Below are 13446 nucleotides of genomic sequence, written 5' to 3'. Positions count from 1 at the left end.
ACCGTCACTCACCGCTAACCTGGGAAGTCCCCTTCCCTCGGAAAGCCCTCGGAGAGTGACGTGCGGCGTGCCGCGATCCTGTGTGTCGCCTTCCTCCTGGCCTGCTGCGGCTGCGGTCCCGTCGGCGACTCCCCGTCCGCGCCCGCGGTCGTGCACGTCTTCCCCGCCTTCGACGCCAAGCGGGCCCGTCCCGACAAGGGGCTGGTCATCACGGCGCGGGGCGGCCGGCTGACCCAGGTCCTGGTCTACGAGGGAGGCGAGCACGTCCCGGGCCGGCTCGACGCCTCGCACACCAGGTGGCGCTCCGACTGGACGCTCAAACCCGCGACCGAGTACACCGTCACCGCCACGGCCGCGGGCGAGAACGGCCCGTCCACGGTCTCCATGGGCCGCTTCCGCACCCGCGCCGCCGAGCACACGTTCGGGGTGGCCGCCACCGCGCCGCTGCCCGGCGAGACCGTCGGCGTGGGCATGCCGGTCGTCATCGACTTCGACACCCCGATCCAGGACAAGGCGGCCGTCGAGCGGTCGCTGGAGGTCACCACGAAGACCCCGGCCGAGGGCGCCTGGCGCTGGACCAGCGACACGCAGGTGGTCTACCGCACCCGCCGGTTCTGGGCCTCGGGGCAGCAGGTGATGGTCAGCGCCCACCTGGCCGGGGTGCGCCCGGCCCCGGGCGTCTACGGCACCCTCGACTCCACCTTCGCCTTCACCGTGGGCCGCAGGCAGACCAGCACGGTCGACGCCCGCACCCACCAGATGGTCGTGCGCCGCGACGGCCGGGTGGTGCAGCAGATGGCCATCAGCGCCGGCATGGCCACCACGCGGGAATACACCACCACCAGCGGCATGCACCTGACCATGGACAAGGGCAACCCGGTCCGGATGATCTCGCCTGGCCGAGCCAAGGGCGACCCCGGCTACTACGACCTGCTCATCGAGCACGCCGTGCGCATCTCCAACAGCGGCGAGTACGTGCACGCGAAGGACAACGTCTGGGCCCAGGGAAGGGAAAACGTCAGCCACGGCTGCATCAACGCCCGCCCCGACCAGGCGGCCTGGTTCTACGCCGGTTCGCTGCGCGGCGACCCGGTGCTGATCACGGGCACGGCCCGCCGGCTGGAATGGGACAACGGATGGGGCTTCTGGCAACTTCCGTGGGAGAAGTGGATCCTGGGAAGCGCCCTGACCGCCCCGGCGACCGGCCGGTGACGGGTGCCCTGCGGACGAATGGGGGATTACGGTGGTAAGGGGGAACCAGTCCTACACACAGGCCCGTTATAGGTTCAGGAGGGCCGGAGCATGGATGAATGGGTCATCTGGATAATCCTCGCAGTCGTCCTCGGTGTGGCCGAACTGTTCACTCTCACGGCGGCCCTCGGGCTCCTGGGCGTGGCCGCTCTCCTGACCGCCGTGACGGCCGCCGTCGGGCTGCCCGTCCCCTTGCAGATCCTCGTGTTCGCCCTGTCGTCCGCGGCGGGGATGGTGGTCATCCGGCCACTCGCCGTCCGCCATCTTCAGCAGCCGCCGTTGCAGCGTTTCGGCGTGGAGGCGCTGGTCGGCAAGCCCGCGTACGTGGTCTCCGAGGTCACGGGCCGCGACGGGCGGGTCCGCATCGGGGGTGAGGAGTGGTCCGCACGCGCTTATGACGAGACCCTGGTGATCCCCACCGGGGCGACCGTCGACATCATCGAGATCGAGGGCGCCACGGCCCTCGTGTATCCACGGGAGTGACCACATGGACCCGTTGCTGATAGCCGGACTGCTGATCATCCTTTTCGCCGCGTTCACCGTGCTCAAGGCCGTGCGGATCGTGCCCCAGGCGCGGGCCCGCAACGTGGAGCGGCTCGGCCGCTACCACCGCACGCTCAAGCCGGGTCTCAACTTCGTCATCCCCTACGTCGACCGCGTCTATCCGATGATCGACCTGCGCGAGCAGGTGGTGACCTTCCGCCCGCAGCCGGTCATCACCGAGGACAACCTGGTCGTGGAGATCGACAACGTCCTGTACTTCCAGGTCACCGACCCGCGGGCGGCGGCGTACGAGATCGCCAACTACATCACGGCCATAGAGCAGCTCACCGTCACGACCATGCGTAACGTGATCGGCTCGATGGACCTGGAGAAGACGCTCACCTCGCGCGACACCATCAACAGCCAGCTGCGCGGCGTGCTCGACGAGGCCACCGGCAAGTGGGGCATCCGGGTCAACCGCGTCGAGGTCAAGGCCATCGACCCGCCCAAGACCATCAAGGACGCGATGGAGAAGCAGATGCGGGCCGAGCGCGACAAGCGGGCCGCGATCCTCAACGCCGAGGGCCAGCGCCAGTCGCAGATCCTCACGGCCGAGGGCGACAAGCAGAGCCGCATCCTGCGGGCCGAGGGCCAGCGCTCGGCCGCCATCCTGGAGGCCGAGGGCCAGTCGCGCGCCATCGACCAGGTCTTCCAGGCCGTCCACCGCAACGACCCCGACCCCAAGCTGCTGGCCTACCAGTACCTTCAGGTGCTGCCGCAGCTCGCCCAGGGCAGCGGCAACACGTTCTGGGTCATCCCGAGCGAGGTCACCTCGGCGTTGCAGGGCGTCTCGAAGGCGTTCACCGAGGCGCTGCCGAAGTCGGCCGCCACGCGCGAGGAGCAGCCCCGGCCGTCGGAGGAGCTGGACCGGGAGATCGCGGCGGCCTCGGAGGCGGCGGCCGAGGCGGTCGCCGACGCGCAGGAGGCCGAGAGCCCCAAGGGTCCCCGCCAGATCGCCCAGGCCGTCAACGAGCCGTCCCCGTTCCCCGACCTGGAGCGCGAGCGCGACCCCAAGGACACCGGCCGCTGACGTCCGCCGGGGCCGCGCGGGTTCTCCCGCCCGGCCCCGGCGGCGCTCAGCGCTGGCCGTTGTCGAAGTACGCGGCCAGCTCCGGGTCCAGCGGCGGCACGTCGTACGGCATGCCGCCGTCGCGCAGCGACATCGTGGCCATGTACCCGGCGGCGACGCTCATCCTGGCCGCCACGGGTGAGGTGTCGGTCGCCCCGCCCTCCGTGACGAACCGGCAGAACTCGGCCATGATCTGCGGGTCGGCCCCGCCGTGCGAGCCCTGCGCGGCCGGCACCCGGTAGGCGATGTCGCAGTCGTCCCGGTAGGAGGTGGGGCCGGTGTTCCACACCTTGACCGTGTCCCCCGGGCCGTCGCCGAAGTTCTCCAGCCGGCCCTCGGTCCCGATGACCGTGTAGTTGCGCACGTAGTCGGGGCTGAAGTGGCACTGCTGGTAGGCGGCGATGACGCCGTTGTCCAGGCGCATGTTCATGACCGACACGTCCTCGACGTCGATCACGTGGTGCAGGTCGCGCCGCTGCGTGGGCGGCCACTCGAACTCCCGCAGCCAGCCCTCCGGCCGGGGCGTCCCCGGCTCGCGGCGCGGCAGGTCGCCGTAGACCATCAGGTCGCCGAGGGCGTTCACGCGGGTGGTGTAGCCGCCGGCCAGCCAGTGGATCACGTCGAGGTCGTGCGCCGCCTTCTGCAGCAGCAGGCCCGTGGTGCGGGTGCGGTCGGCGTGCCAGTCCTTGAAGTAGTAGTCGCCGCCGTAGGACACGAAGTGGCGTACCCACACGGTCTTGGGCTCACCGATCACACCCTTGCGGATGATGTCCCGCATCAGGCGCACCACGCCCATGTGGCGCATGTTGTGCCCCACGTACAGGCGGCTGCCCGTCTCGCGGGCGGCCCGCAGGATGTTGTCGCAGCCCTCGACGGTGATGGCCATCGGCTTCTCCAGGTAGACGGCCTTGCCGGCCTGGAGGGCGTCGATGGCGATGCGCTCGTGCGTGTCGTCGGGGGTGTTGACGACGATCGCGTCGAGATCCGGCCGGTCGAGCAGCTCGCGGTACTCCCCGGTCAGGAACTCCGCCTCGAACCGCTCCGACTGCTTCTTGAGCACTGCCGGGTCGGAGTCGCACAGCGCCGCCACGACCGAGCCCTCGCCCGGCCGGTGGGCGGCCAGGGCGAGACTCGTCCGCAGGCCGAGCCCGATGACTCCGATGCGCAGGTCTTCCACAAGTGTCCTTTCAAACGGTAGAACGATCAGCCCTTGGCGATGGAGGCCTCGTACTCGGCCCGCATCGCCTCGCCGCCCCTGCCCAGCCACTTCTTGACGAAGGCCGGCCAGTCCGACATCGACTTACGCCCGGTGACGATGTCGTCGACCATGTCCTTGCCCATGGTGCTCAGCTCGCCGTTCTTCTGGGTGTAGGTGTCGGAGAAGTGGCCGGTGGTGACGCGCTCCTGAAGCATGGGAGCGATCTTGGTCTCGAAGTCGTGGATGAGCTTGGTGCGCTCGGGCTGGCCGGGCAGGAACAGCGCGGACGGCGACCCGATCACGAACGAGAGCGGCTGCTGCGTGGTCGGCACCTCGGCCTTGCCCTTGTCGGTGAAGGCGAGGTCGCCGTCCTTCTTGGTGAAGTGGGTGCCCTCGACGCCGAAGTTGACGCGCTCGTACTCCTCCGTGCCGAACGGGGCGGCCAGGTAGTTGAGCACGCCGAGCAGGGTCTCGATGCGCTTGGCGTCCACCTTCTTGCTGATCGAGGTGAAGCCCACCGAGCCGAGCCCGGCGTTGTAGACCGGCTTGGACGACGGCGTCGCCGCGAACGGCACGATCGCGCCCAGGTTGTACTTCTGGGTCTTGGCGTCGTTGAGGAAGCCGGGGAACGACTCGACGTACGCGCCGATCTGGCCGTTGGCGACCTTGTCCTTGATGGTGGGCAGGGCGGGGTCGGGCCAGAACAGGTTGGCCTTGAAGCACTTGACCGCCAGCTCCAGCGCCGCCTGGTACTCGGGCGTCTCGAACTGGTGGATCAGCTTGCCGCCGGTCAGCTTCCAGGTGTTGGGGGCGCCGTACCAGTGGCTGAACATGTGCACGTGGTTGTAGTAGCTCGGTTCGAGCGGGTACTTGTTCTTCTTCACGTCGAGCAGCTGCTTGGCCTTGGCCAGGAAGTCGTCGGCGCCGGTGAACTCGGTGCCGCCGACCGGCTGCCAGTAGTCCTGGTTGACCAGGAACACCTGGCCGAAGCGGCTGTAGGCGACCGCCACGCCGTACAGCTTCCCGTCGGTGACCGCGGACTTCCAGGTCACGTCGCCCAGGTTGGCCAGGTTCGGGTACTTCTTGATCGCGTCGCCGCTCAGGTACGACGTCAGGTCGTGGAACTTGGCCGCCAGCAGCTCGGGCACCCGCTGCAGGCCCTGGTTCGGCGGGAACCAGACCAGGTCGGGCAGGTCGTCGCTGGCGATGATGGCGTTGAACTTGTCGGGGTAGCCGTCGCCCACGACGATGTTCATGCTCCACTCGGAGCCCAGGGCCTTGCTCAGCTCCTGCAGGTAGGTGTTCTGGCCGGGGGCGGGCGGCGCGACGTCCCACGTCTGGGTGAGCGAGGTGATCTTCTGGCCGTCGCCCGGGGCGGTGGCGACCGACTTGACCAGCTCGCTCGGGTACTTCAGGTACGCGGGGTCCTGGCCGGCGTCGATCGGCAGGTCGGGCGTGGGGATCTTGGCGGCGGTGTACGTCGGCAGCGTCAGCTTCTTGGACAGATCCGCGCCGCCCTTCTTCACGCCTGCGGGGCCGCTCTCGCCGCCGCAGGCCGCGAGCCCGGCGACCGTGGCGCCGGCGAGCGCGAGTCCGAGGAATCCACGACGGGACATGATGGATGACATGGTTGCTCCCGGGTTCTCAGCCCTTGATGGCGCCGGTGAGGACGCCCTTGGTGAAGTACTTCTGGAGGAAGGGGTAGGCGAGCAGGATCGGCACGAGCGCGATGATGAGCACCGCCATCTGCACCGACGAGGCGGGCAGGTCACGCACGATCGCGACGTCTGAGCCCGTGGCCGAGGTGCCGCGGAAGATGAACTGCCGCAGCACGACCTGGATGGGGTGCTTGGTCTGGTCGTTGATGTAGAGGATCGCGGTGAAGAACGTGTTCCAGTACGAGACCGCGTAGAACAGGCCGACGACGGCGATCACCGCCTTGGACAGCGGGATCGCGATCCGCCACATCATCCGGAACTCGCCGCACCCGTCCATGCGGGCCGCCTCGAACAGCTCCTCGGGCAGGTTCTGGAAGAACGACCTGACCACGACCACGTTGAACGCGTTGACCAGCACCGGCACGATGAGCGACTGGTAGGTGTCGATCATGCCGAGTTCCTTGACCATGAGGTAGCTCGGGATCATGCCCGGCGTGAACAGGAACGTGGCCAGCACCATGAGCAGGATCGGCTTGCCGCCGAGCATGCCGCGCCGCGACAGCGCGTAGCCGAGGAAGACCGTGCAGATCAGGCTGAGCGCGGTGCCGGTGAGCGTGATGCCGATGCTGATCAGCACCGACCGGGTGACCGCGCCGCCGGACAGGATCAGCGAGTACGCCTCGAAGGTCGGGTGCGAGGGCCAGAGCACGTAGCTGCCGCCGTTGGCGATGCTCTCGGCGCGGCCCATCAGGCTCGTGCCGACGGCCAGCCCGAACGGGTACAGCACGGCCACGGTGATCGCGGTCAGCACGACGAACTTGAGCGTGCGCCCGGCGATGGTCGGGCGTTCCATCCACGGCGGCCTCATCGATAGATCCCCTGCTCTCCGAAGCGGTGCGCGAGCTTGTTGGCCGCGTAGATGAGCGCCGCGCCGATGAGGCCCTTCATGAGGCCGGCGGCGGTGCTCATGCCCCAGTCGCCGTCACGGATGCCGTGGTAGTAGACGTAGGTGTCGATGACCTCGGCCGCTCCGGCGCCCACGGCCTCCCGTTGCAGGACCATCTGCTCGAAGCCGACGGACAGGATGTCGCCCAGGCGCAGGATGAGCATCATGAGGATGACCGAGCGGATGCCGGGCAGCGTGACGTGCCACAGGCGGCGCTTCCAGTCGGCGCCGTCGATGGCGGCGGCCTCGTACTGGCTCATGTCGATCGCGGTGATCGCGGCCAGGAAGATGATCGTGCCCCAGCCGCAGTCCTTCCAGATGACCTGGGCCGTCACGAGCAGCTTGAACGTGTCCGCGTTCGACATCAGGTTGCCGATGGTGATGCCGTGCGAGTTCAGGAACGAGCTGACCGTGCCGGCGCCGCCGATGACCTGCTGGAACATCGCCACCACGACCACCCACGACAGGAAGTGCGGCAGGTAGACGACGGTCTGGATGAACCGCTTGACGCGGTGGCCGATCAGGGAGTTCAGCAGGAGCGCGAGCGCGATCGGGGCCGGGAAGTACAGGACGAGCTGGAGCGCCGTGATCTGCAGGGTGTTGCCGACCGCGCTCCAGAACTCCGGCTCCTCCAGCAGCATCACGAAGTTGTCCAGGCCAACCCAGGGGCTGCCCGCGATGCCGAGGAACGGCGCGTAGTCCTTGAAGGCGATGACGTTGCCGAGCAGCGGCACGTAGAAGAAGGCCACGAAGTACAGGACGCCGGGCAGGCACAGGGCCAGCAGCGTCCAGTCGCGCTTCAGCCGCTCAAGCAGGGTGACAGCGGCCACACGCTCACCTCCAGTCGGGTCGGGATGGCTGGAGGCTAGTACCGATTTATGCAAATAACTAGGTTAAAGCGATCAGTTCTGAGCATGCCTGCTGGATCGATGTCGCACAGCGACATGCCTGTGACAGAACGGTTATCTAATTAGCCAAGTTGGCTACGTAAAGAGCAGGCGATCTGCCTGATCGAGGGCAAACCGGACGGCGCCCAGCGTGATGCACTCGCTGCCCAGCCCCGACGCCACCACCTCCGGCGGGTAGAGGCAGTACTCCTCGAACAGCTCGCGTACCGGCTCGACCAGCAGGTCTCCGGCCGAGGACAGGCTGCCGCCGATGACGACCATGTCCGGGTCGAGCGGGTTGACCACCGTGACGAGCCCGGCGGCCAGGCCGCGCGCGAACTCCCTGACCGCCTGGCCCGCCCGCTCGTCGCCCGCGCGGGCCCGCGCGATCGCGAACTCGGCGCACTGCCGGCTGGAGCGCAGCTCGCCCGGCTCGACGGCCATCGCGTAGTCGAGGACGTACCGGAAGGCGGTCCAGTTGTCGTTCGGCTGGGCACCGATCTCGCCGCCCGCCGCGTGGGCCCCCCGGTACGGCCGGCCACCGATGAGCAGGCCCATGCCGATGCGGTCGCCGGTGAACAGGTAGACCACGTCGTCGCGGCCCTGCGCGGCGCCCCGCCAGTGCTCGGCCAGGACGGCCAGGCGCATGTCGTTCTCGACCAGCACCGGCGCGGGGATCCGGGCCGACAGCTCGCCCTGCAGGTCGAGGCCGGTCCAGTCGGACAGGGCGATGCTCTTGACGACGCGCCCGGAGCCGTCGACCGTGCCGGTGGTGCCCACGCCGACGACGGTGACGTCCGCCAGCGCCAGCCCGGCCTGGGCGGCGGTCTCCGTGGCCAGCCCGACGATCTGGTCGAGCCGCTCGGCGGCGGGCATGTCGCGGTGGTTGGGCGCCCGGCGGGTGACGGCGATCGTGCCGTTCAGGTCGGCCAGCATGGCGCGCAGGCTGGAACCGCCGATGCCGACGCCCAGCACGTGCCCCGCGGAGGCGCGGAACCGGAAGCGTTTGGCCGGGCGGCCCCGCTGGCGGTCGCCGGCCTCCTCCTCGCACTCCTCCGCCCAGCCCTCGGTGACCAGGTCGTCGACGATGACCTCGGCCGTCGGCCTGGACACCCGGGCGGACCTGGCCAGCTCCGACAGCGTGGCCACGTCGGCCTCGCGCAGCACGCGCAGGATGGCCGCCGAGTTGAGCTTGCGCAGAAGCGAGGCGTCGCCGCTCTGCTGTCGCACCGATACCTCCGAGTCGCCGGGCAGGTCATCTTCAAGCTTATTTCGTAATTGTGCCTGGTCCCGCTGCCGCGTGAAGCTGAGCTGTGGGGGCACTTAAGAATCCCTCGATGGACATGTTCCGAGGGGAGCGGGCACAGTGCGTTAGGTTCGGAACAGGGGGAAGTGAAGCGATGAAAGCGCTGGTCAAGCAGAAGGCCGAGCCCGGCCTTTGGCTGGTGGACGTGCCGGAGCCCGAGGTCGGGCCGGGCGAGGTGAAGATCCGGGTGCTGCGTACCGGCATCTGTGGCACCGACCTGCACATCCGCAAATATGACGACTGGGCGCGGCACACGCTGAAGCTCCCGCTCGTCGTCGGGCACGAGTTCTCCGGCCACGTGGTCGAGGTCGCGCCCGGCGTGGAGGACATCGCCGTCGGCGACCTGGTGAGCGGCGAGGGCCACATCGTCTGCGGCAAGTGCCGCAACTGCATGGCCGGACGCCGTCACCTGTGCCGCAACACGGTCGGCCTCGGCGTCAACAGGGACGGCGCGTTCGCCGAGTTCGTCACGCTGCCCGCCTCGAACGTGTGGGTGCACCGGGTTCCCGTTCATCCCGACGTGGCGGCCATCTTCGACCCGTTCGGCAACGCCGTGCACACCGCGCTGTCCTTCCCCCTGGTCGGCGAGGACGTGCTGATCACCGGCGCGGGCCCGATCGGGCTGATGGCGGCGGCCGTCGCCACGCACGTGGGCGCACGCAACGTGATGATCACCGACGTCAGCGACGAGCGCCTCGACCTGGCCGGCAAGCTCGGCGTCACGCTCGCGCTCAACGTCTCCAGGGCGACGATCGACGAAGGCATGCGCCAGCTCCACCTGCGGGAGGGCTTCGACGTCGGGCTTGAGATGTCCGGTAACCCTGGGGCCATGCGTGACATGATCGCGAACATGACGCACGGAGGGAAGATCGCGATGCTCGGTCTTCCCGCCGAGGAGTTCGCCGTCGACTGGGCCACCGTGGTGACCTCGATGCTCACCATCAAGGGCATTTACGGCCGGGAGATGTACGAGACCTGGTACAACATGTCAGTCCTGCTGGAAAAGGGTCTCGACCTCTCCCCCGTGATCACCGATCGGTTCCCGTACCACGACTTCGACGCCGCCTTCGACACGGCCGCGAGCGGCCGTACGGGCAAGGTCATCCTCGATTGGAGCGCTTGATGTTCACGAACGTGCGCGAGCAGCTGCGTGCGACGCTCGACGAGATCACCGAGGCCGGGCTGCTGAAGCCCGAGCGGGTGATCACCACCCCGCAGAGCTCCCAGGTCGGCGTGGCCGGGCGCGAGGTGCTGAACTTCTGCGCCAACAACTACCTGGGCCTGGCCGACCACCCCGAGGTGGTCGAGGCGGCCAAGCAGGCGCTCGACCGCTGGGGCTTCGGCATGGCCTCCGTACGGTTCATCTGCGGCACCCAGGAGGTGCACAAGGAGCTCGAATCCCGCCTGTCGGACTTCCTGGGCATGGAGGACACCGTCCTCTACAGCTCGTGCTTCGACGCCAACGGCGGCGTGTTCGAGACCCTGCTCGACGCCCAGGACGCGGTCATCTCCGACGCCCTCAACCACGCGAGCATCATCGACGGCATCCGCCTGTCCAAGGCCCAGCGCTTCCGCTACGCCAACCGCGACATGGCCGAGCTGGAGGCCAGGCTCAAGGAGGCGTCCGACGCCCGGCGGCGGCTGATCGTCACCGACGGCGTCTTCTCCATGGACGGCTACCTCGCCCCGCTGCGCGAGATCTGCGACCTGGCCGACCGCTACGACGCCATGGTGATGGTGGACGACTCCCACGCCGTCGGCTTCGTCGGCCCCACCGGCCGCGGCACGCCCGAGCTGCACGGCGTCACCGACCGGGTCGACATCATCACCGGCACCCTGGGCAAGGCGCTCGGCGGGGCCAGCGGCGGCTACGTCTCGGCCCGCAAGGAGGTCTGCGAGCTGCTGCGCCAGCGGTCGCGGCCGTACCTGTTCTCCAACTCCCTGGCCCCGGTCATCGCCTCGGCCTCGCTGCGCATCCTCGACCTGCTGGAGACCTCCGGCGAGGCGCGCGAGCGGCTGCGCTCGAACACCGCGCGCTTCCGCAGCGAGATGACCAAGGCCGGGTTCGACATCCTGCCCGGCGAGCACCCGATCGTGCCCGTGATGATCGGCGACGCCGCCGAGGCGGGGGCCATGGCCGAACGCCTCCTCGACCTGGGCGTCTACGTGATCGGCTTCTCCTACCCGGTCGTGCCGCACGGCCAGGCCAGGATCCGGGTGCAGCTCTCGGCCGCCCACTCCACCGAGGACGTCGACCGGGCCGTAGCGGCTTTCGTCCAAGCACGCCAGGGTTGAGTATCCTCGCTGCGTGATTGACACGCGGCGGCTGCGCACACTGCGGGCGGTGGCCGACCACGGCACGGTCACCGCCGCCGCGGCAGCGCTCCACCTGACCCCGTCGGCGGTCTCCCAGCAGCTCGTGGCGCTGGAGCACGAGGTAGGCCACCGGCTGTTCACGCGTGACGGCCGGGGCGTGCACCTCACCGCCGTGGGCAAGATCATGGTGGGGCACGCCAACGAGGTCCTGGCCCAGCTCGAACGCGCCGAGGCCGAGGTGGCCGCGTACGCCACCGGCGAGGCCGGCGAGGTGGCCGTGGCCTGCTTCGCCACCGCCATCAGCGCCGTGCTCTCCCCCGCCATCGCCGCCCTGCGCGCCACCGCGCCCCGCCTGCAGGTCCGGGTGCTCGACGCCGAGGGCGACCACAGCCTGGCCATGCTGCTCGACGGCGGGGCCGACCTGGCGGTGACGGTCGAGTACCGGGGCGGCCCCGACGCCGCCGACCGCCGGCTGTCGCGCATCCCGCTGTACGCCGAACCGTTCGACCTGGTCCTGCCCGAGGGGCATCCGGAGGCGGGGTCGGCCACGCTGGTGTCGCTCGCCGCCGACACCTGGATCGGTCCCTATCCGGGCAATCCCGTGCACGACGTCATCACGTTCGCGTGCCAGCAGGTGGGGTTCACGCCCAACGTCGTCCACTGCTCCGACGACTTCCGGGCCGTGGTGGCGCTGGTGGGGGCCGGCGCGGGGGTGGCGCTCGTGCCGCGGCTCGCGTTGCGGGACATGGCGCTGTCCGGGGTGGTGGTGCGCCAGACGCCGGGGCCCGACCGCCGCGTCTTCGCCGCGATCCGCCGCGGGGCCGACGCCCACCCCCTGCTCCGGCCGCTGTTGTCGACGTTGCGCACGGTCGCCGCCTCCCTCACCTCCGACTGACCGCCCCGCCGAACCCGAGCGCCGCTGGAGGGCGATCTTGCGGGTTAGCGTGGGCGTATGGGGAGGGACATGCCGTATCGGGACCTGTTCCGGCTGCCCGGGGTCGGGGCGCAGGCCGTGTCCGGCTTCCTCGCCCAGCTCACCCAGCAGGTCGCGCCCGTGGGAATGGTGCTGGTCGTGCAGGACGCGACCGGGTCGCTGGCGCTCGCGGGCACGTGCGCGGCGGCGTTCTCGGTGGGCGCGGGCATGGGCAGGCCCGTCCAGGGGCGGCTCATGGACCGGCGCGGGCCTCGGCCGGTGCTCGCGGCGACGGCGTTCCTGCACGTCGTCGCGTTGATCGCGCTCGTCGCGGCGGCGGCGGCCGGGTGGCCGGTGTGGACGTCCGTGGTGCTGGCCTGGGTCGCCGGGGCCGGGCTGCCGCCGATCTCGGTGAGCATGCGCGTCGAGTGGGGGCGGCGGGTGTCCGACGGCGCCCGCACGGCCGTCTACAGCCTGGTCTACCTGGTGCAGGAGCTGGCCATGCTGGCCGGGCCGCTGCTGTTCGGGCTGGTGATCGCGGTGGCCTCGGCCTCCCTGGCGCTGGGGGCGGTGGTGGCGGCGGCGGGGGCGGGCACGCTGGCGTTCTCGCGGGCGTTGCGGGCGGGCGGGGCGGCGTCCGTACGGGAGGGCGGGCGGGTCTTCGCGGACCGCCGGATGCCGGTGCTGCTGGCCGTGGTGCTGCTGCTCGGCGGGACCATCGGGGCGTTGCAGGTGGGGGTGCCCGCGCTGTCGGCCGCCCGTGGCGTGCCCGCCGCCACCGGGGTGCTGGTGGCGGCGCTCTCGCTGGGCGGCATCGCGGGGGCGGCCGGGTACGGGGCCCGTACGTGGGCGTCCTCGCCGGCGGCGCGGCTGGTGGGGGCGATGCTGGCGCTCGGGGTCGTGCTGACGCCGCTGGCGGTGGTGGAGGCGTTGCCGGTGTTCTGGGTGGTGCTGTTCGCCGGGGGGATGGTGCTGAATCCGGCGTTGACGACGTCGTCGCTGCTGGTGGACCGGTTCGCGCCCGGGGCGCAAGGCGAGGCGTTCGGGTGGTTGTCCACGGCTGTGGGGGTGGGGGGCGCGGCCGGGTCGGGGGTGGCGGGCGTGGCCGGGCAGTGGTTCGGGGCGCCCGCGCCGTTCCTGGTGGGCGCGGCGTCCGCCCTGCTGGGCGCACTGCTCGCGGTCCCCCTGCTCGGCCGGAGGAGGGCGTGACGGCGGTCAGGAGCGGGCCTCGGTGGAGCGGGCGTGACGGCGGTCAGGAGCGGGCTGTGGTGACGGCCTCGGTGAAGCGGGCGTAGCGGTCGAGCTCGGCCGTCACGGGGTCCAGCACGTAGTTCCCGGCGACCTCGCCGATGGCGGCGC

Annotated in this window: 12 protein-coding genes; 7 read left to right on the top strand and 5 right to left on the bottom strand. The window is 70.1% G+C overall.

Annotation, left to right across the window (positions count from 1 at the left end; all coding sequences use genetic code 11):
* Positions 1–60: 60 nt before the first annotated feature.
* The 3 genes from ACWCSD_RS18970 (at position 61) to ACWCSD_RS18960 (ending at position 2824) form a co-directional block, all read left to right on the top strand.
* Positions 61–1212: an Ig-like domain-containing protein gene (locus ACWCSD_RS18970; protein ID WP_449916426.1), complete on the top strand. Its 1152-nt coding sequence runs from the start codon at positions 61–63 to the stop codon at positions 1210–1212.
* A 90-nt stretch (positions 1213–1302) separates the two neighbouring features.
* Positions 1303–1734 (top strand): NfeD family protein, encoded by a 432-nt coding sequence (locus ACWCSD_RS18965; RefSeq protein ID WP_352324976.1) that lies wholly within the window; start codon positions 1303–1305, stop codon positions 1732–1734.
* A 4-nt stretch (positions 1735–1738) separates the two neighbouring features.
* Positions 1739–2824, top strand: coding sequence for an SPFH domain-containing protein (locus ACWCSD_RS18960; RefSeq protein ID WP_352361641.1), 1086 nt, complete (start codon positions 1739–1741; stop codon positions 2822–2824).
* Between the two features lie 46 nt (positions 2825–2870).
* Here the strand turns inward: ACWCSD_RS18960 and ACWCSD_RS18955 are convergent, their stop codons facing one another.
* From ACWCSD_RS18955 to ACWCSD_RS18935, 5 genes are all read right to left on the bottom strand, one after another.
* Positions 2871–4040 carry a Gfo/Idh/MocA family protein gene (locus ACWCSD_RS18955; protein WP_352361643.1) on the bottom strand — a complete coding sequence of 390 codons (1170 nt, stop codon included), beginning with the start codon at positions 4038–4040 and terminating at the stop codon, positions 2871–2873.
* 26 nt (positions 4041–4066) lie between these two features.
* Complete coding sequence (locus ACWCSD_RS18950) at positions 4067–5689, bottom strand: type 2 periplasmic-binding domain-containing protein (protein WP_358298802.1); 1623 nt, start codon at positions 5687–5689, stop codon at positions 4067–4069.
* A gap of 16 nt (positions 5690–5705) precedes the next feature.
* Positions 5706–6572: a carbohydrate ABC transporter permease gene (locus ACWCSD_RS18945; RefSeq protein WP_352325035.1), complete on the bottom strand. Its 867-nt coding sequence runs from the start codon at positions 6570–6572 to the stop codon at positions 5706–5708.
* An 11-nt stretch (positions 6573–6583) separates the two neighbouring features.
* A complete protein-coding gene (locus ACWCSD_RS18940; RefSeq protein ID WP_357976243.1) occupies positions 6584–7495 on the bottom strand; it encodes an ABC transporter permease in 912 nt (303 codons plus the stop codon).
* Positions 7496–7648: 153 nt separating this feature from the next.
* Entirely contained in the window at positions 7649–8782 is a 1134-nt protein-coding gene (locus ACWCSD_RS18935; protein ID WP_397161655.1) for an ROK family protein, read from the bottom strand.
* Between the two features lie 170 nt (positions 8783–8952).
* Here ACWCSD_RS18935 and tdh point away from each other — a divergent pair, with 170 nt between their 5' ends.
* From tdh to ACWCSD_RS18915, 4 genes are all read left to right on the top strand, one after another.
* Positions 8953–9981: an L-threonine 3-dehydrogenase gene (tdh, locus tag ACWCSD_RS18930; RefSeq protein ID WP_387681261.1), complete on the top strand. Its 1029-nt coding sequence runs from the start codon at positions 8953–8955 to the stop codon at positions 9979–9981.
* Complete coding sequence (locus ACWCSD_RS18925; protein ID WP_387681264.1) at positions 9981–11153, top strand: glycine C-acetyltransferase; 1173 nt, start codon at positions 9981–9983, stop codon at positions 11151–11153. Before tdh ends, ACWCSD_RS18925 begins: the two co-directional genes overlap by 1 nt.
* 13 nt (positions 11154–11166) lie before the next feature.
* Complete coding sequence (locus ACWCSD_RS18920; protein WP_387681267.1) at positions 11167–12069, top strand: LysR family transcriptional regulator; 903 nt, start codon at positions 11167–11169, stop codon at positions 12067–12069.
* A 69-nt stretch (positions 12070–12138) separates the two neighbouring features.
* Positions 12139–13296, top strand: a complete 1158-nt coding sequence (locus ACWCSD_RS18915) for an MFS transporter (protein WP_449916420.1) — start codon at positions 12139–12141, stop codon at positions 13294–13296.
* The last annotated feature ends 150 nt before the right edge of the window (positions 13297–13446 follow it).

This window comes from Nonomuraea sp. NPDC001684, assembly GCF_053596515.1.
This window is presented reverse-complemented; position numbering and strand designations above follow the sequence as displayed.